This is a genomic window from Stenotrophomonas sp. 22692 (assembly GCF_052045015.1).
Taxonomy (GTDB): domain Bacteria; phylum Pseudomonadota; class Gammaproteobacteria; order Xanthomonadales; family Xanthomonadaceae; genus Stenotrophomonas; species Stenotrophomonas geniculata.
Genome location: NZ_JBQEMR010000054.1, coordinates 1 through 22,415, shown reverse-complemented (window position 1 = coordinate 22,415; position 22,415 = coordinate 1). Strand labels below are relative to the sequence as shown.

Annotated in this window: 16 protein-coding genes and 1 riboswitch; of the genes, 9 read left to right on the top strand and 7 right to left on the bottom strand. The window is 67.5% G+C overall.

Translation table 11 applies throughout. The features are described from left to right. Positions 1–178: 178 nt before the first annotated feature. On the bottom strand, positions 179–3,706 hold the full coding sequence (locus ACTJJM_RS20090) for an ATP-binding protein (RefSeq protein ID WP_440865919.1): 3,528 nt from the start codon (positions 3,704–3,706) through the stop codon (positions 179–181). A 96-nt stretch (positions 3,707–3,802) separates the two neighbouring features. Beyond that, complete coding sequence (locus ACTJJM_RS20085) at positions 3,803–7,348, bottom strand: hybrid sensor histidine kinase/response regulator (protein WP_019336387.1); 3,546 nt, start codon at positions 7,346–7,348, stop codon at positions 3,803–3,805. 166 nt (positions 7,349–7,514) lie between these two features. Between ACTJJM_RS20085 and ACTJJM_RS20080 the strand changes: the two genes are divergently transcribed. The 3 genes from ACTJJM_RS20080 to ACTJJM_RS20070 are packed head-to-tail and all read left to right on the top strand — an operon-like array spanning position 7,515 to position 9,306. Then, on the top strand, positions 7,515–8,147 hold the full coding sequence (locus ACTJJM_RS20080) for a YceI family protein (protein WP_071306228.1): 633 nt from the start codon (positions 7,515–7,517) through the stop codon (positions 8,145–8,147). A gap of 10 nt (positions 8,148–8,157) precedes the next feature. Further along, entirely contained in the window at positions 8,158–8,730 is a 573-nt protein-coding gene (locus tag ACTJJM_RS20075; protein ID WP_010482755.1) for a cytochrome b, read from the top strand. A 3-nt stretch (positions 8,731–8,733) separates the two neighbouring features. Next, complete coding sequence (locus ACTJJM_RS20070) at positions 8,734–9,306, top strand: YceI family protein (protein WP_019336389.1); 573 nt, start codon at positions 8,734–8,736, stop codon at positions 9,304–9,306. Positions 9,307–9,408: 102 nt separating this feature from the next. Here ACTJJM_RS20070 and ACTJJM_RS20065 read toward each other — a convergent pair whose 3' ends face one another. Then, positions 9,409–9,642 (bottom strand): glutaredoxin family protein, encoded by a 234-nt coding sequence (locus ACTJJM_RS20065; RefSeq protein WP_019338792.1) that lies wholly within the window; start codon positions 9,640–9,642, stop codon positions 9,409–9,411. Positions 9,643–9,742: 100 nt separating this feature from the next. Between ACTJJM_RS20065 and ACTJJM_RS20060 the strand changes: the two genes are divergently transcribed. Both ACTJJM_RS20060 and ACTJJM_RS20055 read left to right on the top strand, forming a co-directional pair. After that, positions 9,743–11,125 (top strand): L-serine ammonia-lyase, encoded by a 1,383-nt coding sequence (locus tag ACTJJM_RS20060; RefSeq protein WP_019338791.1) that lies wholly within the window; start codon positions 9,743–9,745, stop codon positions 11,123–11,125. 70 nt (positions 11,126–11,195) lie between these two features. Continuing rightward, on the top strand, positions 11,196–12,191 hold the full coding sequence (locus ACTJJM_RS20055) for an alpha/beta fold hydrolase (protein WP_191849819.1): 996 nt from the start codon (positions 11,196–11,198) through the stop codon (positions 12,189–12,191). Positions 12,192–12,300: 109 nt separating this feature from the next. Here ACTJJM_RS20055 and ACTJJM_RS20050 read toward each other — a convergent pair whose 3' ends face one another. The 3 genes from ACTJJM_RS20050 to metX are packed head-to-tail and all read right to left on the bottom strand — an operon-like array spanning position 12,301 to position 15,628. Beyond that, positions 12,301–13,368, bottom strand: a complete 1,068-nt coding sequence (locus tag ACTJJM_RS20050) for a homoserine dehydrogenase (RefSeq protein WP_010482749.1) — start codon at positions 13,366–13,368, stop codon at positions 12,301–12,303. Continuing rightward, positions 13,365–14,600 carry an O-succinylhomoserine (thiol)-lyase gene (locus ACTJJM_RS20045; protein ID WP_010482748.1) on the bottom strand — a complete coding sequence of 412 codons (1,236 nt, stop codon included), beginning with the start codon at positions 14,598–14,600 and terminating at the stop codon, positions 13,365–13,367. The genes ACTJJM_RS20050 and ACTJJM_RS20045 overlap by 4 nt, the downstream gene beginning before the upstream one ends. Next, the gene (gene metX, locus ACTJJM_RS20040) at positions 14,597–15,628 is read right to left on the bottom strand and encodes a homoserine O-succinyltransferase MetX (RefSeq protein WP_100446416.1); all 1,032 of its coding nucleotides are present in this window, start codon (positions 15,626–15,628) and stop codon (positions 14,597–14,599) included. The genes ACTJJM_RS20045 and metX overlap by 4 nt, the downstream gene beginning before the upstream one ends. 77 nt (positions 15,629–15,705) lie before the next feature. Further along, a riboswitch (SAM riboswitch) is annotated at positions 15,706–15,824 on the bottom strand. 148 nt (positions 15,825–15,972) lie between these two features. Between metX and ACTJJM_RS20035 the strand changes: the two genes are divergently transcribed. The 4 genes from ACTJJM_RS20035 (at position 15,973) to ACTJJM_RS20020 (ending at position 21,418) form a co-directional block, all read left to right on the top strand. Beyond that, positions 15,973–16,857 (top strand): M23 family metallopeptidase, encoded by an 885-nt coding sequence (locus ACTJJM_RS20035; protein ID WP_440865918.1) that lies wholly within the window; start codon positions 15,973–15,975, stop codon positions 16,855–16,857. Positions 16,858–16,923: 66 nt separating this feature from the next. Then, on the top strand, positions 16,924–18,528 hold the full coding sequence (locus ACTJJM_RS20030; RefSeq protein ID WP_010482745.1) for a peptide chain release factor 3: 1,605 nt from the start codon (positions 16,924–16,926) through the stop codon (positions 18,526–18,528). Positions 18,529–18,732: 204 nt separating this feature from the next. Further along, positions 18,733–19,371 (top strand): PAQR family membrane homeostasis protein TrhA, encoded by a 639-nt coding sequence (gene trhA, locus ACTJJM_RS20025; RefSeq protein ID WP_010482744.1) that lies wholly within the window; start codon positions 18,733–18,735, stop codon positions 19,369–19,371. Positions 19,372–19,444: 73 nt separating this feature from the next. After that, a complete protein-coding gene (locus ACTJJM_RS20020; RefSeq protein WP_440865917.1) occupies positions 19,445–21,418 on the top strand; it encodes an AsmA family protein in 1,974 nt (657 codons plus the stop codon). A gap of 191 nt (positions 21,419–21,609) precedes the next feature. Here the strand turns inward: ACTJJM_RS20020 and ACTJJM_RS20015 are convergent. Further along, a partial coding sequence (locus ACTJJM_RS20015) for an IS110 family transposase (protein WP_313125091.1) occupies positions 21,610–22,415 on the bottom strand: 806 nt, incomplete at its 5' end.

Sequence of the window (22,415 nt, the reverse complement as noted above, 5' to 3'; positions counted from 1 at the left end):
CTTCGCAAGCGCCCGAACGCACAGCCGCCAGCGGCTGGGCCGGGCCCCGGAGGGGGACTTGCAGCGTCCCCCGTAACCGGACCCACCCCGCCATCCCACAGGAAGCCAGCTTTTGCTTCGGCGGTTGCTGTTGCTCCGGCTTGCCGCAGGTGCAGGGCCGCAGGCCCTGCCGAACCCCCTACCGCCCCATGACCCTGGCGATCGCTTCCACCAGCAGCTCACCGGTCACCGGCTTGCGCAGGAAACCGCCGATGCCGGCCGCTTCCACCTGCTGCTGCAGGTCCGGATCGGTCCGCGCGGTCACGGCAAGCAGCGGCAGCATGTAGCCCTGGTTGCGCAGGTGCTGGGCCAGCTCGAAGCCACTCAGGCCCGGCAGGTCAAGATCCAGCAGGCCGACGTCGAAATCACCGGCGCTGATCTCGCGCAGTGCCGCCAGCGCATGCCCCGCATGCACGACCTCGTGCCCGCGCGCACTCAGCAACCCGCGCACCACGTCGGCCACGGTCGCATCGTCCTCCACCAGCAGTACCCGCAATGGCGGCATGTTCGCCGCGTCCTCGCGGTGCGTTTCACCATCTGCTTCGGCATTGGCATCGACCACCATCGGCAACGGCAACGTCACGCCGAAGCAGGTGCCGCGACCGAGTTGGCTCTCCACCTGGATGCGCCCTTGCATCGCATGCGCCAGTTCGCGGCAGATCGCCAGGCCCAGGCCACTGCCGCCGTACTGGGCGGCGGTACGTGCACCATCGGCCTGCTCGAAGCGGCGGAACAGGCGTTGCTGCTGCTCATGGCTGATGCCGGGGCCGGTGTCGCGCACCTCGAAATGCAGCGATCGCAGCTCGGCGTCGCCGCGCGCGTGCAGGGTGATGGTGCCGCGGCTGGTGAACTTGACCGCATTCGAGAGCAGATTCAGCAGAATCTGACGGACCCGCATTGCATCGCCGGTGGCCTGCAGGCCGGGGGGCAGCTGGTTGTCGAGGGTGAAACGCAGGCCCTTCTGCGCCGCCAACGGCCCCATCAGCGCGGCCAGGTCCTGCAGCAGGCTGCTCAGTGCGAACGGCTTGTGCTGCAATTCCAGACGACCCGATTCGATCCGCGCAAGGTCCAGCGCATCGTTGACCAGGTGCAGCAGGTGCTCGCCGGCATGGCGGATCGATTGCGTATAGCCGCGCTGCTGCGGATCCAGAGGCGAGGACAGCAGCAGCTCGCTCATGCCCAGCACACCGGTCATCGGCGTGCGGATCTCATGGCCAAGGTTGGCCAGGAAGCGGGTCTTGGCGGCCGATGCCTGTTCGGCCAGCTCCTGCTTGTGCAGCGCCAGCTGATAGGCGTGGCGGCGCTGCAGGCGACGACGGTATAGCCAAGCGAACCAGCTGGTCAGCAGCAGCGCGAACGAGGCCAGCACCAGCAGGCCGGACAAGCTGCGCCACCACGGTGGCTGCACGCGGAATTCCAGGCTCTGCACCCGTGACCAGACATGGTCGGCCGACCGCGCCTGCACTTCCAGCCGATAGCTGCCCGGTGCCAGCCGCGAGAACAGGCGCTCACCGGCCGGTCCCACTTCCACCCAGTCCGGGTCGTAGCCGGCCAACCGGTAACGATAGGTATTGGACGCCGAATCGGCGAATGACAGCAGGCGCGCGACGATGCGCAGATCGCGGTCGCCATCGGCGATCTGCAACGGCGTGTCGTGGGTGAGGTCCAGCACCTGCTCGTTGCGGCGCACCTCCACCCGCTCGATCACCAGCGGCGCACGCCGCATCGAGGGCCGCACCTGCTCCGGGTCGAACACCACCACACCGGCCGGCGTACCCGCCACCAGATGGCCGTCTCCCGACATCACCAGCGTGTGCTCACGGAATTCCTGGCTCGGCAGGCCGTCGTGCACGCCATACAGGCGCACGCTCTGGCCATCGGCACCGATGCGCACCAGGCCACGCGCACTGGTTGCCCACGCTACCCCCTGGGCATCGACCACCAGTCCCGAGGCGGAGATCGCCGGGTAGCCCTGCTCGGCACCAATCACGGCCTGCCGCTCCAGCCGGCCCTGGCTCCAGCGGTAGCGCGACAGGCGGCCATCCTCGGACAGCCAGACCTGGCCATCGCTTCCCACGTGCAGAGCATGGATCGCGGTCGCCGGTGCACCCGGCACCGGCTGGAAACGCTCGCTTTCCGGCAGCCACTGCAGCAGGCCACGGCTGCTGGCCAGCCAGATATGGTCCTGAGGCCCGCATTCCACGTCGAGATTGAGCTGGCCCTGCTGCAATCCGCGCTGGCCATTGTCCAGCTGGCGCCGCAGGCGCCCATCCAGATCGCGCTGCTGAAGACCCGCCGACAGCATCAGCCAGAGACTGTCACCATCACAGGTCATCATCGATTCGATGACCCCTTCCATGGTCGCGTCGGCGCCGGCATCCCGGCCCCAGCGGCGCAGATCACGCCGCTTCGGGTCATAGCGCAGCAGTGCGTCGTTGGAACCGATCCAGACCTGGCCGCGGCGATCCTCGCGCACCGAGGTCAGCCAGTGCATGCCGTTGACCCAGGTGCGATGCTGTTCGATGCTGCCGGTCTTCGGATCGAAGCGGTCCAGCGCGCCGTGGCTGCCGACCGTCCAGATGCCGCCGTTGCTGGACGGGCTGGTACCCAGCACGAAAGCGTTGCGCAGCGAGCGGGGGTCGTCCTCCAGCCGCGACAGCACCGAGAACTGCCACCAACGCGGCAGCAGGTGCCAGAGGCCGGCGTTGGTGCTGGCCAGCCAGATACCACCCTCGCGATCCTCGTAGGCGCCGGTCCAGTTCGGGCGCACCGGACCACGCGCCACGGCGCTGTACAGGGGCACGGCCTGGTACTGGCCATCGACCGCCCGGCCAAGGCCGGTGCGGGTGTCCAGCCAGTGCCCGCCCTGCTCGTCGCGCAGCATCATGCCCAGCACCTGTTCGCCTTCGGGCAGCTTCCAGGACGGCGCCTCGAAACGACCGTCGGGGCGACGCACGACGGCACCGGCCATCGTGCTGATCCAGAGGCTGCCATCGGGCTCGGCCGTCAGGCCATTGATCAGCTGGCTGGGAACGATGCCGGCACCGACCCGTTCAAAGTCTGTGCCGGTCCAGCGCGCGACGCCATGCTTGGTGCCGATCCACAGGCTGCCATCGGCCAGGGTTGCCAGGTACGGCACCGATGCGGCCGGCAGGCTGCGTGGGTTGTTCGCTTCGGGCAGGAAGCGCTGCAGCCGGTCCTGGTTGTCCAGGCGGTACAGACCACCTTCGTGGGTGCCGAACCAGACCGAACCATCCGGCGTCGTGGCCAGGCTCCAGACCGTGTTGGTGCCCATCAACGGCTGGCTGCTGCGGTCGTAGAAATGCAGCTGGCGGCGATCGGCCGACATCCGTACAAGACCGGCGTTCTCGGTGCCGATCCAGAGCTGGTTGCGGGCATCGACCAGCACCGTCCAGATGCGGTTGTCGCGCAGGCCGTCTTCCGAACGCCAGATCCGGTAGTTGCGCCCGTCGTAGCGGGCCAGGCCGTCGTTGGTGGCGATCCACAGGTAACCGTAACGGTCCTCGGCCATGCGGTTCACGGTATTGGACGGCAAGCCGTCGAACACCGTCACCTGGCGCGGGCTCGGTGGCACCGGCTGCGCCGCAGCGGGCGACAGGCAGCACAGGAGGACCAGCAGCAGCATCGCCGCCCGCAGATACACCACCGATTGCCTCCTCACGCTGCTTCTGATGATTCCCGCACTACGGGCGTCGGCATGGTAAACCGAAAGTCGCGCCGTTCACGCCCGGCACTGCCGCATTCAAAGGGTGGTCTGCCGTTTTGCGCGCGCCTGGGCAATGGCAGCCACCAGCATGTCACCGGTCACCGGCTTGCGCAGGAAGCCATCGAACCCGGCCGCCAGGACCTGGGTCTCAGCGTAGGCATCGGAGCGTGCGGTGACCGCCACCAGGGGTAGTTCATAGCCCATGGTGCGCAGCTGGCGGGCGATGGCGGTGCCGTCCAGCGCCGGCAGATCGAGATCCAGCAGGCCCACGTCAAAGCCATCGGTGGCGATCTCCGAAAGCGCGCCCAGGCCATGCAGCACGTGCACCACATCGTGCCCACGGCCACGCAGCAGGCCGGCGATGACCTCCGCCACGGTCGCGTCATCCTCCACCAGCAGGATGCGCAGTGGCGGCAGCATCGGCAGCACCGGCGATTCGCCCGGCGCATTGGTGGCCTGCCGGATCCAGGGTAGTGGCAACCACACCCGGAAACGCGCGCCCTTGCCCGGCTGGCTGTCCACTTCGATGCGTCCGTTCATGGCCACGGCCAGCTCCTGGCAGATCGCCAGGCCCAGCCCGCTGCCGCCATAGCGCGACGCAGTGCGCGGGCCGTCCGCCTGTTCAAAGCGATGGAACAGGCGGTCCTGCTGCTCGGCGTTGATGCCCGGGCCGGTGTCATGCACTTCGAAGCAGAGGCCGCCGCCATTCTCCTCCAGTCGCACGGCCAGGCCGACGTGCCCACGCTCGGTGAACTTGATTGCGTTGCCCAGAAGATTCAGCAGGATCTGCCGCACGCGCATCTCGTCGCCGCTGACGCTGACCGGCCCCGGCGGATCGCTCCCACGCTGGAACTCCAGGTTGCGCTGCTTCGCCATCGGCTGCATCAACGCCTGCACCTGGTCGAGCAGGCCGGCCAGATCGAACGGGCGCAGGTCCAGCTCCAGCCGGCCGGCCTCGATGCGGGCCAGATCCAGCGCGTCGTTGACCAGCCGCAGCAGGTGGCTGCCAGCCTGCTGGATCGAGCCTGCATAGCTGCGCTGCACCGCATCCAGCGGGGTGGCCAGCAGCAGTTCGCTCATGCCGAGCACACCGGTCATCGGCGTGCGTACCTCATGGCCCAGCGTGGCCAGGAACCGGCTCTTGGCCTGTGAGGCCTGCTCTGCCAGCTGCTGCTTGTGCACGGTCAACTGCCATTGCTGGCGGCGGCGCAGGCGCGCACGGATCGACCACACCAGGATAAGCAGCAGCAGCGAGCCGATCAGGAGGTAGCCGAAGATCGCCATGCCGCTGCGCCACCAGGGTGGCAGCACCTTCACCTGCAACTGCTGCGAAGGCGTCCACGCGCCACTGGCCGTGGCTGCCTGGACTTCAATGACGTAGCTGCCGGTCGGCAGCCGCGACAACGTGCGCTGGCCGTCACCGCCCTGCTCCACCCAATTCTGGTCATAGCCCTGCACCCGGAAGCGGTAACGATTGCCCTGCGGATTGGCATAGGAAAGCAGTCGTGCATCGATCTGCAGATCACGATCATCCGGCCCCAGCAACAGCGTGCCGGTGGTCGGCAGTGGTTGCCAGCCACGGGCATCATCGCGCCGCACGCGGACCTCGGCGATCACCAGCGACGACGGCGGCAACACGGCATCGGCAGCATTCACATCGAACACCACCAGGCCGGTCTGGGCCACCGCAAGCACGCGACCATCGGCATTCACCGCTGGCGGCCGGCTGGTGAACTCGGCATCGGGCAGGCCATCGCGTTCGTTGAACTGCTGCAGGCGGCGCGCCTTCGGGTCCCACCGCAGCAGGCCACGTGGCGTGGTCGCCCACAGGCGGCCATCTTCGGCCAACGCCAGTCCCCCCATGCTCACCGACGGCACGCCCGCACTGCCATCGATGCGCTGGATCAGGCGCAGGCTCATGCCATCCCACTGGTAGCGCTCGAGCGCGCCCTGGCGGGCCAGCCACAGCTGCTGTGGATCCACCCACACCAGATCGTAGATCAGCCCACGCGAAACGCCCGGCACCGCTTCGAAACGCCCGGCCTGTTCACGCCAGATCCCCATGTCGCCCATCACCCAGGCCTTGCCCTGGGCATCAAAGCGGATCTGCTCAACCGGTGAATCGGCCGTCTTGCGGAGATCCTCCAGCGGGAAACTACGCAGCACGCGGCCATCGGCGCTGCGCTGCTGCAGGCCCAGGTTCATCACCGACAGCCAGACCGTGCCATCGGGGGCCTGCCGCATCAGATCGATGCGCTGGCGCAGGTCGGCCCCTCCATCGATATGCCAATCGTGCAGCGCGCGGGTGGCCGGGTCATACACGCTGATGCGGCCGGCACGCCCCAGCCACAGGCGCCCGTCCGGCCGCGGCAGCACCGACCACACCGCCCCGCGGCCGATCTCGCGATCGCTGGCCAACAACTTCAGCACTCCCTGCGCGTCCAGCTGGTACACGCCATGCGCTGAGCCGACGTAGTAATTCCGGCCATCACTGGCTGCACTCAACAGGTACTGGCTGTCCAGCGGCTTGCCGTCAAGCTGGTTCCAGATCGAAAACCGGCGCCAGTCCGGCGGCAGGTAGGCCAGGCCCTGGGTCAGCAGCGCCACCCACAATCCGCCCTCATGGTCCTGCATCAGATCAAGCACACCGCTCTGGGCAGTGAGGAAACCACTGCCACGGTCGCCGTCGAGCCGCCGCAGCATGCTGGCATCTCCGCGCAACAGGCCATCGGAGGTGCCCGCCCAGTACCCCCCCTGGCGATCGGCCAGCACCAGTGCCGAACGCAGGCGTGCACTGTCGGTCCAGCGCGGACGACTGACCCGGTCCTGCGCGTCGATACGGTAGAGGCCGTCGTTCTGGCTGCCGGCCCAGATCGAGCCATCGGGGTCGCGGCTCAGGCGCAACACACTCAGCGCCCCCAGTTCGCGCGGCGCGACAGCCTCGAATCCAGTGCCGTTCCAGCGCGCAATGCCCGCCTCGGTGCCGATCCACAGGCGCCCCTGCGCATCGACCAGGCTGCTGTAGATGGTATTGCTGGGCAACCCGCCAGGACGGGCCGGATCATGCTCGAAGAAGCGCAGGCTGCCGTCTTCACCGAAACGGCAGACGCCATGGCCACTGGTGCCGATCCACAGTGCATCCTCGGCGTAGGCCAACGTCCAGAACTGGCTCATGCAGGGGCCGTTGACCGCATCGAAGGTCTTGAAGTGCTCGCGGTCAGCATCCAGCCGGGCCACGCCCTTGCCATTGATGCCGACCCAGACGCGATCCAGGGGATCGACCAGCAGGGTCTCGATCTCGTTGCCGGGCAGCGATCCCGGCTGCTCCGGATCATGTTCCCAGACCCGCAGGCTGCCGCCGTCATAGCGCACCAGGCCACCATCGGTGGCAGCCCATATATGGCCCTGGCGGTCCTCGGCCAACGCCAGCACCATGCGCGAGGGCATGCCTTCGGCGGCACCGAAACGGCGCAGGCGCGGTGTTTCCGCCATGTCCAGGGCCGTGGCCGCCGTGGCGAACGCCATCAGCAGCAGCCCCATTCCCGCGATGCCTCGGCACCACCGGCGCCAACCGCTCGTCATCCTGAACCCCCTGTCCTGTCCCGATTGTCACACAGGGCCGGCTTCATGGCTGCAACAGCCTGTTTCCAGCGGTGGACCCACCACGAACTGTTGCAGCCATGCACGCAACGTTGGCAGGGGGCTGTGCGTATGATCGCAACGTCCCCCTTTCCGGAGCCCGCCATCGATGCGTCCCTGCCTGGCCCTGCTGCCGATGCTGCTCGCCACCGCCCCCGCCTGGGCGGATGCAGATACCTATCGCCTCGATCCGGTGCATACGCGTGTGCTGTTCACCATCGACCACGCGGGTTACTCGCAGGCGATGGGCACGGTCTCCGGCAGTGAGGGCCGCCTGCAGTTCGATCCCGACAACTGGCGCGAGGCCACACTGGATGTCGAGGTCCCCGTGTCGCGACTGGACCTGGGTGATGCCAAATGGAACCAGGCCACGCTGGCCCGCAGTCTTCTGGATGGCGAGCGTTTCCCGAACGCACATTTCGTCTCCAGCCGGGTCGAACCGATCGATGCCAGGCGCGCCCACGTGATCGGCACCCTGACCCTGCGCGGGGTCAGCCAGGAGATCACGCTGGACGTGACCCTCAACGCCATCAAGCGCTATCCCCTGCCCCCGTTCCGACGCACCGCCGGTTTTTCCGCCAGCACCACGCTGAGCCGGCGCGCGTTCGGCATCACCGCCTGGCCGGGCGTCATCGGTGATGCAGTACAGCTGAGGATCGAGGCTGAAGCCACACTCGACCGCAGCGACGCCCCGGGAACTCCCGCTCCCGTTCCACACTCCGACCCCAAGACGGCCCCCTAGAGGACCCTTCATGACCGCCAAGAACACCCCCGCCGCCTGGGGGAGTGTCAGCCAGATCCTGCATTGGTTGATCGCATTGCTGATCCTCGCCCTCGGCGTGGTCGGCCTGACCATGGGCGAACTGCCCAAGACCCCCAAGTATTTCTGGGTCTATACCGCGCACAAGTCGATCGGCATCACCGTGCTGGCGCTCGTACTCTTCCGCCTCGGCTGGCGCCTGTATGCCGGTGCCCCCAAGCCGGTGCCGGGCGTGCCCAGCTGGCAGGAACGCATCGCCAGTGCCACCCATGTGCTGCTGTATGTGCTGATGTTTGCCATCCCGCTATCGGGCTGGCTGTACGACTCGGCCAGCGGCCTGCGCCCGTTCCGCTGGTTCGGCCTGGTCGACGTGCCCAAGCTGAGTGGCCCGGACCCGCAGGTCGTTGCGGTATCCCATGCCATCCACGAATACGGCTTCTGGCTGTTGATCGCGGTGGTGCTGGCCCATGCCGGCGCTGCCTTCTACCACCACCTGTTCCAGCGCGATGCGACCTTGTCCCGCATGTTGCCGCGTGGCTGGCTCACCTCCCCTCAGAAGGACTGACCGATGAACCTGAAACTGACCACTCCGGCCGCCGTGGCCGCCGCCCTGGCCGGCATGCTGGCCACCGCCCCGGTGCTCGCCGCCGACTACGCGCAGGCCCCCGGTGCCGGTTCGATCCTGGTGTTCGCGACCAAGTACGACGGCGAAGTGTTCACCGGCAGCTTCCCGGGCTTTGCCACCAAGCTCAGCTTCGACCCGGCCAACCCGGCCGCCGGTTCGCTGGACGTGGTGATCCCGCTGGCCGGCGCCAAGAGCGGCAACAGCGACCGCGACTCGACCCTGCAGACCGCCGACTTCTTCAACGTCGGCAAGTTCGCCACCGCGCGCTACACCGCCAAGGGCTTCCGAGCGGTGGGCAACGACCAGTTCGCCGCCGACGGCACCCTGGAACTGCGCGGGGTCAGCAAGCCAGTCACGCTGACCTTCACCTGGAAGCCGGGCACCCAGCCGGTGCTGACCGGCAAGGCCACGGTCAAGCGCCTGGACTTCGGCGTCGGCAGCGGTGACTGGGCCGACACCAAGACCATCCCGGACGAAACCGCGATCAGCACGATCGTGAAGTTCGACGCGAAATGAGCGATGGGCCGGGGCACGGCCCCGGCCGCATCCTGTAGAGCCGAGCCATGCTCGGCTGCCGTCCAGGTCGCGCTGCGCGCGTCAGCCGAGCATGGCTCGGCTCTACAATGAGCTTTCAGCCAGCCAAGCCTTAACCGTGGCCGCGTCGAACGGCCAGTCCAGCTCACGGTCACCGCGCTCGTCGCGCAGCACCGGCACCCGCGCGCCGTAGCGCGGCTCCAGCGCCGGCTGGTCATCCAGGAACACCGATTCGAACTCCGGCGCCCTGGCCTTGGCCAGCTCGGCCAGGGCCATGTCGCACAGGTGGCAGTCGTCACGCTGGAACAGAGTCAACACCGGATGGGACCCCTTGGCGGAAATGCTGCGCCGCAGCCATGGAAGTGCGGCATGAACCGCTAGAATAGCGGTCTCTTCCGGTACCCGCAGTACGGCAACCATGGCTGTCAGCACGTTCGACGTTTTCAAGATCGGCATTGGCCCGAGCTCCTCGCACACCGTCGGGCCAATGAAGGCCGCCGAGCGATTCATCCACCGCTGGCTGCTCGATCCGGGCCGCCTGCACGAAGTCGCGCGCATCCGCGCCGATGTCTACGGCTCGCTGGCGCTGACCGGCCGCGGCCACGGCACCGACAAGGCGATCCTGCTGGGCCTGGAAGGGCAGCGGCCCAACCTGATCGACCCGGACATCATTCCGGCCACCCTGGAGCGCATCCGCAGCAGCAAGCGCATCCAGCTGATGGGCCAGCACGAGATCGCCTTCGACGAAAAGCGCGATCTCGGCATGAACAAGCGCCAGAAGCTGCCGTACCACACCAACGGCATGCGTTTCACCGCGTACAACGCCGAGGACGAAGTGATCGCCACCCGCGATTACTACTCCGTCGGCGGTGGCTTCGTGGTCAACCAGGACGACGCGGCCGATGACCGCATCGTGCCCGACGAGACCCCACTGCCCTACCCGTTCAAGAGCGGCGACGAGCTGCTGGCGCAGACCGCGCGCAGCGGCCTGAGCATTGCCCAGCTGATGTTCGAGAACGAGAAGTGCTGGCGCAGCGAGGACGAGATCCGCGCGCAGCTGCGCGAGATCTGGAGTGCGATGCAGTCGTGCGTGACGCGCGGCATCCGTGAGGAAGGCGTGCTGCCGGGTGGCCTGAAGGTGGGCCGTCGTGCACCGGCGCTGTACCGCGAGCTGTCGTCGAAGCCGGAAGCGGCGATGCGCGATCCGCTGACCACGCTGGACTGGGTCAACCTGTACGCACTGGCGGTGAACGAGGAAAACGCGGCTGGAGGCCGCGTGGTGACCGCGCCGACCAACGGTGCCGCGGGTGTGCTGCCGGCGGTATTGCACTACTTCGACCGCTTCTGCCCCGGCGCCAACGAGCAGCGCGTGTTCGACTTCCTGCTGACCTCGGCGGCGATCGGCATCCTCTACAAGGAAAACGCCTCGATTTCCGGCGCCGAAGTGGGTTGCCAGGGCGAAGTGGGCGTGGCCTGCTCGATGGCGGCCGGTGGCCTGGTCGCAGCGCTGGGTGGCAACCCCAGCCAGATCGAGAATGCCGCGGAAATCGGCATGGAACACAACCTCGGCCTGACCTGTGACCCGATCGGCGGCCTGGTGCAGATCCCCTGCATCGAACGCAACGCGATGGGCGCGGTGAAGGCAATCAATGCCTCGCGCATGGCGATGCGTGGCGACGGCAAGCACAAGGTGTCGCTGGACAAGGTGATCAAGACCATGCGCGATACCGGCCGCGACATGCAGGACAAGTACAAGGAAACCAGCCGCGGTGGGCTGGCGGTGAACGTCATCGAGTGCTGAGTTGTAGCGCCGAACGACACCGTCACCGCATTCCGGTTAGGCTCGGGGCTCCCTGCCCCCGGACCGCCCCATGCGCGTGATCGCTGCCGCCCTGCTTGCCTGCCTGCCGCTGCCTGCCCTGGCTGCGCCGACCTATGGGCCACGCCTGGAAGGCTTCGACTACGGCTATCCGGTGAAGACCTTCGCACTGGAATCGCAGCGGCAGCCGCTGGAAATGGCCTACCTGGACATCGCGCCGAAGAAGGCGCCCATCGGTGTGGTGGTGCTGCTGCACGGCAAGAACTTCTGCGCCGCCACCTGGAAGGAATCGATCAAGCCGCTGGTTGCCGCCGGCTACCGGGTGATCGCCCCGGACCAGGTGGGTTTCTGCAAATCCAGCAAGCCCGAGCGCTACCAGTACACCTTCGCGCAGCTGGCCGCCAACACCCATGCCCTGCTGCAACAGCTGCAACTGGGCGATGTGCCGGTGCACCTGGTCGGCCATTCGATGGGTGGCATGCTGGCGGTGCGCTACGCGCTGATGTTCCCGCAGGACCTGCGCAGCCTGTCGCTGGTCAACCCGATCGGTCTGGAAGACTGGAAGGCGTTGGGCGTGCCGTGGCGCAGCGTGGACGCGTGGTACGCCGGCGAATTGAACATCAGCTATGACAGCATCCGCCGCTACCAGCTGGAGGTGTACTACGACGGCAAATGGAAACCGGCGTATGAACCGTGGGCGCGGATGCAGTCGGGCATGTACGAAGGCCCGGGCAAGCAGGCCGTTGCATGGAGCCAGGCGCTGGCCTCGGACATGGTGTTCAACCAGCCGGTGGTCTACGAACTGAAGAACCTGCAGGTGCCGACCACGTTGTTCATCGGCCAGAAGGACCGCACCGCGATCGGCCGTGACCTGGCACCACCTGCAGTAAAGGCGACGCTGGGCAATTACCCGGTGCTCGGCAAGGCCGCGGCCGCGACGATTCCCGGCGCCACGCTGGTCGAGTTCGCCGAACTGGGGCATTCGCCGCAGGTGCAGGACCCGAAGCAGTTCAACAGCGCATTGTTGAAGGCGTTGAAGTCTCGCTGACCGGCAGGCGTGCCCCTGTAGAGCCGAGCCCACGCTCGGCTCATCCGGCGGGATGGGGATTCTGTCAGGAGCAGCCGAGCGTGGGCTCGGCTCTACAGAAGCGGTGCGATCAACCCACGATCCGCAACACATCATCCAGCAGCGCGGCGGCGGTGACTTCCGCGCCAGCGCCCGGGCCCTGGATCAACAACGGCTGGCGCTGATAACGGTCACTGTGGATGGCTACGCGGTTGTCGGTGCCCGCGCCCTGCGCCAACGGGTGATCGGCCGGCAGCTCGCGCAGGCCCACCTGCGCACCCGCGCCATCGACACGGCCAACGAAACGCAGCACGTGGCCGTTGTCGCGTGCCTGCTGCCAACGCGCCTGCAACGGCGCATCCAGCTGCTCCAGTGCCCCCAGTGCATCCTCCAGCGGCAACGCTGCCAGCGTTTCAGGCACCAGTGAATCCACCTGCACCTGCGAAGCATCCAGCGCCAGCCCGCTGCTGCGGGCCAGGATCAGCAGCTTGCGCCGCACGTCTTCGCCGGACAGGTCCAGGCGCGGATCGGGCTCGGTATAGCCGGCCGCCAACGCTTCGCGCACCGCCGCCGAGAACGGCGACTGGCCGTCGTAACGATGGAACAGCCACGCCAGCGAACCGGACAGCACACCCTCGATGGCATGGATGTGATCGCCACCGGCCACCAGCGCGCGCAGGCTGCTCAGCAGCGGCAGGCCCGCGCCGACGGTGGCGCTGTCGCCATAGCGCGCACCACTGTCGGCGCAGCTTTCGGCAATCGCCTGCGCGCGTGCGAGCTGCGCACCACGGCCCAGCTTGTTGGCGGTCACCACGTGCACGCCGCGTGCCAGCCACTGCACGTGGCGTGCGGCCACGTCTTCGCTGGCGGTGGCATCGACCACCACGTCGCCACGTTCCAGTCCTTCGGCGCTGGCCCACGGCGGCGAACTCTGGCCATCGCGCGGTGCACGCCGTGCCAGCTCCAGCGGCAACACCAGGTCACGATCGATCTCCAGCGCAGTGCGTGAATTGGCCAGCCACTGCACGCTGGGCAGTTCCAGCCCACGCGCCCGCAATGCCTGGTAACGCTGCACGAAGGCCGAGCCGACCGTGCCAGTGCCCAGCAGCGCCAGGCGTCCCACGCCCAGCGCAGGAATGTCAGCGGCGAGCGCGCTCATGCATCCACCACCTGTTTGCGACGCGCGGCCGCATCAATCACCGCTTCGGCGCGCTGCAGCGCGGCGCCCAGATCTGCCAGCAGGTCACGCTCGGCCTCGATGCCGACCGACAGGCGCAGCAGCCCTTCGCTGATGCCGGCGGCGGCACGCGCTTCGGCGGTCATCGCCGCATGGGTCATGGTGGCCGGATGCGCGATCAGGCTTTCGACGCCGCCCAGCGATTCGGCCAGGGTGAAACAGCGCAGGCCATCGACGAAGGCACGCACTGCGGCATGCGGATCATCGCCTTCGCAGTCGGCCAGTTCGAACGACAACATCGCGCCAAAGCCGCTTTGCTGGCGTGCGGCGATGGCATGCCCGGGGTGATCGGCCAGGCCCGGGTAGTAGACCCTACCGACTGCCGGATGCTGGTCCAGCAGGGCAACGATCGACGCGGTGTTCTCCTGGTGCACGCGCAGGCGCGCATCCAGCGTGCGCAGGCCGCGCAGGGTCAGGAACGCATCGAACGGCGAACCGGTCAGGCCCAGCGCGTTGCCCCACCACACCAGCTGCTCGTGCAGTGCCTGATCGCGCGCGACCACCGCACCACCCACCACATCGCTGTGGCCATTGATGTACTTGGTGGTGGAATGCAGCACCAGATCTGCGCCGAAGGCCAGCGGTTGCTGCAGCGCCGGCGACAGGAAGGTGTTGTCGACCACCACGAGTGCACCGGCCTTGTGCGCGGCATCGATGACGAAGCGCAGGTCGGTGATGCGCAGCAGCGGGTTGGACGGGGTTTCCACCAGCACCAGCTTCGGCTGGGTGGCCAGCGCCTGTGCCAGTGCACGCGGATCGGTCAGGTCGGCGGTGACCAGTTCGAAGTGGCCCTTCTTCGCCAGCGCATTGAACAGGCGCCAGCTGCCACCGTACGCATCGTGCGGCACCACCAGGGTATCTCCCGGCTGCAGCAGTGCATTCAGCACCAGGTTGATCGCCCCCATGCCGGTGGCGGTGATCACGCCGCCGGCACCGCCTTCCAGTTCGGCCAGCGCCTCACCCAGCAGGTCGCGGGTGGGGTTGCCACTGCGCGTGTAGTCGTACTGGCGCTTGTTGCCGAAGCCTTCAAAGCTGAAGTTCGACGACAGCACGATCGGCGGGGTGACCGCGCCATGGGCGGTATCGCGATCGATGCCGGCACGGACGGCGGCGGTGGTGCGACTACAGGACGGCTCGTTGGCGTGCAGGCTCATGCGGACTCTCCAGAGGTGCGGAAGGCAGTGGCGAGGATCGCGTCGATGCGATCGGTTTCTTTGAGGAAGGCGTCGTGGCCGTAGGGCGAGCGCAGCACGCGCAGGCTGCCGCGCGGGCCCAGACCTTCGACCAGGCCGACGAGGTCGGCCAGCGGCACCAGGCGGTCGCCCTCCACGGCCACCACCACGGTCGGCGGCAGGATCGCGGCGGGGTCGACGCGGTGCAGGTCGATCGATTCGGACAGGCGCAGGTAGGCGGTCACCGGTGTGCGCGCGACGTACTGCGCGCCGGCGGCGTCGAGATAGTCTTCGGCGGCCACGCGCACGCGGCCGTTGATCACTTCCGGCGCGGCATCGAAGCGCTCGCCGAATTCTTCCGGGGTGCGGTAGCTGAGCATGGCGAACTGCCGGGCCAGCGCCAGGCCATGATCTTCGCCGCACTGCAGCTGGCCCAGCGCGACGGCGCGGCGCTGCAACGCGCGCCAGGCGGCGGCATACGGGTGCGGGCGATGCGCACCGCTGGCCAGCACCAGCTGGCGCACGCGGGCACGATGACGGATCGCGAACTGCTGGCCGACCAGCGCGCCATACGAATAGCCGACGAAGGCTTTCAGCGCGCGGATGCCGAGATGATCCAGCACCAGCGCCAATGCGTCGGCCTGATCGGCGGTATCGATCGGCACGTCCAGCGCACCGTCGGCGCCGATGAAATCGAACGCCAATACGCGCAGCTGCTGCGGATCCAGCGTGCGCCCCCTGCCGACCAGCTCTTCGGCCCAGCCCTTCTCGCTGAACTGTGCGTTGGAGGCCACATGGCGATGCGCGGAGATGCCGCCGGCCAGTACCACCACCGGCGCGTTGGCCGGGCCGACCCACTCGTAGCGCAGGCGCACCGGGCTGGGGCCGGCATGACGCATCGACAGCACCGCGGCGAACTCACCGCGCTCGGCATGCACACGGTCTTCGACCGGCACGCTGACGGGGACAAAGGGTTCGGGGCGAACGGCGGTACTGGTGGCGAAGCTCATGGCGGGATCCGGTTGGGGAATCGGCCATCGAGCCTTCGCGGGGCCCGCGTTCGAGATGCACGTGTGGTGCATGGTTCGAACCATCTTTCGGTGGACGCCACGGTCCCCGCAGGATTTGGCACCTACGCGGACGCTTGCGCGCCTGCGGGCTGCCCCGGCTTCAAAGGGCCTGTCCCTCTGCCGGTCTCGATGGTGAGGCCACGATGCCAGCCCTTCCGCGCACTGTCAATCCCTTCATGCGGATAAAGCGATGAATATTTTCGTCCCGGGTATGCGAGGGGCGTCGCGGTTGTCCCGTTCAGGATCCGGTACAGTCCCGGCGGTCCCTGCCGCTGGAACCCCCGATGCCACGCCTGCCCCTGACCTGGCTGCTGCTGCCCCTGCTGGCGAGTGCGACGGCCAGCGCCGGCGACTGGCGCCAGGGCTGGGGACTGGTGCCTCCTCCCGCTTCTGCCGCCCGCGCAGGCGATGCCGAGGCTGCCGCACCGATGGCCCAGCTGCGCCTGCAACCGGTCGGCACGCAATGGCAGGCCCGTATCGACAACACCCTGGCCGGACCGCTGCAGATCGAGCTGCGCGCTGCACCCGGACACCCGGTCGAAGGGCTGCCGGTGCAATCGCTGATCCAGGGCGACAGCAGCCTGGTGGTCGGCCACCTGCCTGCCCCGCTCGACGGCCGCACGCTGGACCTGCGCCTGCAGTCGGTACCGGGCAATCCGGCCGCACGTGCCGAGGATGTGGCCTATCGCCTGCCGTTCGATGCGGCCCGTCCACGCGTGGACCAGGCGCCGCAGGGCCGGTTCAGCCACGACGACGAGGAAAACCGCGATGCGGTCGACTTCGCGCTGCCTGAAGGCACGTTGGTGCTGGCCGCACGCGAGGGCACGGTGATGCAGATCCAGGATGGCTTCCGTGGCAACGGCCAGGACCGCGAACGCGATGGTGGCCGCGCCAACTTCATCCGCGTGCTGCACAGCGACGGCAGCATGGCCCTGTACGGCCACCTGCAGGCCGGCGGCATGCGCGTGCGTCGCGGCCAGGCGGTGGGGGCCGGGCAGCCGATCGGCCTGTCCGGCAACAGTGGCTACAGCAGCGCCCCACACCTGCACTTCGTGGTACAGGTCAACCGCGGCATGGGCCTGCGCTCGGTGCCGGCACGCATCTTCGCCGAGCAGGGCCAGCTGCAGTTCGCCCGCCAGGGCGAGGCCGACGGCGGTACCGGGCGCTGACCGGCCCCGGCCGGTATAATCGGGCGCTTATCTCTTTGAAAAGCGCCCCGGGCGGGCGCCACTGCCATGTCCGAAGTCGCCAACGAAGCGTCGCGTCGCCGCACCTTCGCCATCATTTCCCACCCTGACGCCGGCAAGACCACGCTGACCGAAAAGCTGCTGCTGTTCGGAGGCGCGATCCAGATGGCCGGTTCGGTGAAGGGCCGCAAGGCTGCCCGCCACGCCACCTCCGACTGGATGGCGCTGGAAAAGGAGCGCGGCATCTCCGTCACCTCCTCGGTGATGCAGTTCCCGTACGAAGGCAAGATCGTCAACCTGCTCGACACCCCCGGCCACGCCGACTTCGGCGAGGACACCTACCGCGTGCTGACCGCGGTGGACTCGGCGCTGATGGTGATCGACGTGGCCAAGGGCGTGGAAGAGCGCACCATCAAGCTGATGGAAGTGTGCCGCCTGCGCGACACCCCGATCATGACCTTCATCAACAAGCTCGACCGCGAGGGCAAGGACCCGATCGAGCTGCTGGATGAAGTGGAAACCGTGCTGGGCATCCAGTGCGCCCCGGTCACCTGGCCGATCGGCATGGGCCAGCGCCTGAAGGGCGTGGTGCATCTGCTCACCGGCGAAGTGCACCTGTACGAACCGGGCCGCAACTTCACCCGCCAGGACTCGACCATCTTCCCGTCCATCGATGCCCCCGGCCTGGCCGAGAAGATCGGTGCACAGATGCTGGCCGACCTGCGCGACGAACTGGAACTGGTGCAGGGCGCCAGCCACCCATTCGACCTGGAGGCCTACCGCGCCGGCAAGCAGACCCCGGTGTTCTTCGGCTCGGGCGTGAACAACTTCGGCGTGCAGCCGCTGCTGGACTTCTTCGTCGAGCATGCGCCGTCGCCGCAGGCACGCTCCACCACCGGCCGCGAGATTGCCCCGGAAGAGAACAAGCTGACCGGCTTCGTGTTCAAGATCCAGGCCAACATGGACCCGCAGCACCGTGACCGCGTGGCGTTCATGCGCGTCTGCTCGGGCCGTTTCAGCGCCGGCATGAAGACCTTCCACGTGCGCACCGGCAAGGAAATGAAGCTGGCCAACGCCCTGACCTTCATGGCCAGCGATCGTGAAATCGCCGCCGAAGCGTGGCCGGGCGATGTGATCGGCATCCACAACCACGGCACCATTTCCATCGGCGATACCTTCACCGAAGGCGAAGCGGTCACCTTCACCGGTATTCCGAACTTCGCCCCGGAGCTGTTCCGTCGCGCACGCCTGCGTGATCCGCTCAAGCTCAAGCAGCTGCAGAAGGGCCTGGCCCAGCTGTCCGAGGAAGGTGCGACCCAGTTCTTCCGCCCGCTGACCAGCAACGACCTGATCCTGGGTGCGGTCGGTGTGCTGCAGTTCGACGTGGCCGCGTACCGCCTGAAGGACGAGTACGGCGTGGAAGCCACCTTCGAGCCGGTCAGCGTGACGACTGCGCGTTGGGTCCACTGCAGCAACGAAAAGAAGCTGGAAGAGTTCCGCGAGAAGAACGCACTGAACCTGGCACTGGATGCGGCCGGCCACCTGGTCTACCTGGCACCGACCCGGGTCAACCTTCAGCTGGCGCAGGAACGCTCGCCGGACGTGCGCTTCTCGGCCACCCGCGAAGCGGCGCATACGGTTTCGGTGGGCTGATGCCACGCGGTCGGATCCCTTTCCGCAGGAAAGGGCTCTGACTCCTGCAGTGCCGGGCGTTCATCCACGCATGGCGTGGATCTACCATGGACCCGGCGCAGGCCGGCAATTCATCGACCATACGGTGACGGGCGTGCAGACGCCGCCCATCGCGGCGATGATAGGGGGGTGCGGGTCCCCCTCCCCGCGAACGATGCCTACGCCATGTCCACGACTTCCGTTGCTTCGATCCGCGAAGAAATCGCCAGCGCCCTGACCCACGGCCTCGGTGCCGTGCTCGCCCTGGGCGCCGGTGCGGTACTGATCACCCTGGCCGCCATCTACAGCGATGGCTGGCAGCTGGCCGGCGCGATCGTATTCGGCATTGCGCTTCTGCTGCTGTACACCGCCTCCACGCTGTACCACGCCATCCAGCACCCGGTCGCCAAGGGCCGCCTGAAGGTGTTCGACCACTGCGCAATCTACGTATTGATCGCCGGCACCTATACCCCGTTCACCCTGATCGGCCTGCGTGGCCCGTGGGGCTGGGGCCTGTTCGCCGCGATCTGGACCTTGGCCTTGGCCGGGGTGGTGTTCAAGCTGTTCTACACCGGCCGCTTCAAGGCGCTTTCCACCGGCATCTACATCGCCATGGGCTGGCTGGTGATCGTGGCGATCAAGCCGATGCTGGCCTCGATCGACGGCTGGACGCTGGGCTGGCTGCTGGCCGGCGGCCTGTCGTACACGCTGGGCACCTATTTCTATCACCGCGAATCGATCCCCTATTCGCACGCGATCTGGCACCTGTTCGTGATCGGCGGCAGCGTCTGCCACTTCGTCGCGGTGACCATGCAGGTGCTGTAACGGCGCGGGTTGTGCACACCACGCACATGGACGCTTCGCGCCCCGTCCACGATGGAGGGGCAACCATGGCAGCGTGAATGCTGCCGCCTCCCCTGCCGCAACGCGCGCTTGCCGCTGGCGCTTCCGCAGACCTGGCCCGCGCGGCCGGCGCTGGCTCACGGTCCTGGTCTTCCTGCTGGCAGTGATCCTGGTGGTGATCGCGCTGTGGGACTGGAACTGGTTCAAGGGTCCGGTCGAGCGCGCGGTGCAGGCACGCACCGGTCGTGCACTGCACATCGGCCACCTGGATGTCGACCTCGGCCGAACCAGCACCATCCGTGCCGATGCGATCACCTTCGCCAATGCCGCCTGGGCGAAGCAGCCGAACATGGCCACGGCCGACCGCCTCGAGATCGACGTGCGGGTATGGCCCCTGCTGCGCGGCAGCGTGCAGCTGCCGGAAGTGCGCCTGACCCGACCGGACGTGCTGCTGGAAACCGCCCCGCGCAAGGGCGAGCCGGGAAACTGGGATTTCCTGGGTGACAGCAGAGGCGGGACAAGCCCGCAACTCAAGCGCCTGCGCATCGACGACGGCCGGCTGCAGTTCCTCGACGCACTGGGCCGCACCGACATCCGCGTGGGCGTGCACAGCGGCCAACCGAAACAGGCCGATGCCTCGCCGCCGCTGCTGGTGCGGGGCAAGGGCCGCTGGCAGGGCAACCCGTTCACCCTGCAGGGCGGTACCGAATCACCGCTGGAACTGACCGACAGCGACCACCCGTTCCGCATCCACCTCGACGGCCGCGCCGGTGCCACCCACGCAGTGGCCCGCGGCACGCTCACCAACCCCTTCCAGCTGCGCGTGTTCGACCTGCAGTTCGCGCTCAGTGGCCAGGATCTGGCCGATCTCTACCCGCTGCTCGGCATCGCCATCCCGCCCTCACCGCCCTATGCGTTGGACGGACGCCTGAAGCGCGACCACAACGTCTGGCGTTACGACGGCTTCACCGGCAAGGTCGGCGACAGCGACCTGGGTGGCAACCTGCAGTTCGAGGTGGGACGCGACCGTCCACGACTGACCGCGACGCTGGAATCCAGGCGCCTGGACTTCGATGACCTGGCCGGCTTCGTCGGCGCGCCACCGAAGACCGGCGGCGGCGAAACCGCCAACGCAGAACAGAAGGCCGAGGCCGCACGCGTTGCTGCCCGTGCACGCGTGCTGCCCGACACGCCCTACAACCTCGGCAAGCTGCGCGCGATGGATGCCGACGTGCGCTGGAAGGCCCACCGCATCAACGCCCCTTCGTTGCCGCTGGACGACATGGATGCGCACCTGCTGCTGGATGACGGCGTGCTACGGCTGGACCCGCTGAACTTCGGCGTGGCCGGCGGCGATATCCGCAGCACGATCCGCATGGATGCACGTCAGCCGCAGATCCGCACCGCGCTGAAGGCCAGCGTGCGCGGCGTGCAGCTGGGCCAGCTGCTCCCGGACGCGAAGCTGGCCGAGCAGGCCAAGGGCGGCATAGGCGGCGAAGTGGACCTGAGCGGCCGTGGCAACTCGATCGCCGCGATGCTGGGCAGCAGCGATGGCAAGGTCGGCCTGGCGATGGGCCGCGGCCATGTCGGTAACCTGGTAATGGAACTGGCGGGGCTGGACATTACCGAATCGCTGAAATTCCTGGTGACCGGCGACAAGCAGATCCCCCTGCGCTGCGCCTTCGCCGACTTCGGCGTGCGCGACGGCCTGATGACCAGCCAGGCACTGGCGGTGGATACCACCGACACGATCCTCATCGGCGAAGGCACGGTCAGCCTGCGCGACGAGAGCCTGGACCTGCTGTTGAAGCCACGCCCGAAGGACAAGAGCATCCTGGTGCTGCGCTCTCCGCTGCGCATCAGTGGCACGTTCAAGGACCCGTCGTTCCGCCCGGACTTCAAGGCGCTGGGTATTCGTGGCGCCGTGGCCCTGGCGCTGGGCAGCATCGCGCCGCCGGCGGCGTTGCTGGCGACGATCGAACTGGGGCCGGGGAAGGATGCCGACTGCGGTGGGCAGTATGCGAAGTAGGTTTACAGCGTTGTTCGCGGCGCCTGCATTGATCGCGGCTTGAGGGGGACGGGTGACGCAGGCAGGACACGCCGCAAGTACGTCCCTGTAGCAACTGTGTTGAGAGATGGGCCTTGGCCCCGCCGACAGTCGCACACGGTAGTGCCGGCCGCTGGCCGGCAGCCTTTTGGGGCACGCGCGGCAGGTTGGCTTCAGGCGGGGATCGATCCGCCTTGAGCGTCACGCACGCGAGCGTTGAGAATCACCAGCATCTTCCTCATCACCGCCACGATGGCTACTTTTCCTTCCTTGCCGCGGGCCCGCAGCGACCGGTAAAAGTCCCGTAATCGTGGCTCATGTCGCATGGCCGACATGGCTGCCATGTAGAGCACCTGGCGGATCTCGGCCCTGCCGCCATGGATGCTTCGCCTCCCTCGCATGGCTCCGCTGTCGTGGGAGATCGGCGCCACGCCGACCAGGCTGGCAATGGCTTTTCCGCTGATCTGACCCAACTCAGGCAGGTAGCTGGCCAGTACCGCCTGCAATGCCGGGCCGACCCCTTTCATCGACTTCAGCACTGCCAGTTGAGGCTGCTGCGCGACCTGTTCAGAGATCTGCTTGCCCAGCCGCTCGACCAGTGTCTGCAGGCGAATGATGTTGCCTTGCATCTGCCGGCGTAGCTCGCGGTCAGTCACCATTTCCTGCTGTTGGCGGGCTACGGTCAGTGCCTGCATCGTTTGTCGTCGCGCCCGCACAAACTCACGCAGTTTCCGCTGCCAGGGCTCCAGCGGCTGATAGGAAGGCAATTCCACCAGTGCGGCCATCTGCGCCAATACAAGAGCGTCCAAACGGTCCGTCTTGGCCACTTTACCCAGCCCCTGAGCCAGTCTACGCGCTCGCAGGGCGTTGGCACGGATCACCGGATGGCCGGCCTTGTGAAGGAAGTCCAGGACAGTCTGCTCATAGCCGCCGGTGGCTTCCAGCACGATCTGGCTGACCGGACGCTTCTTCAGCCAAA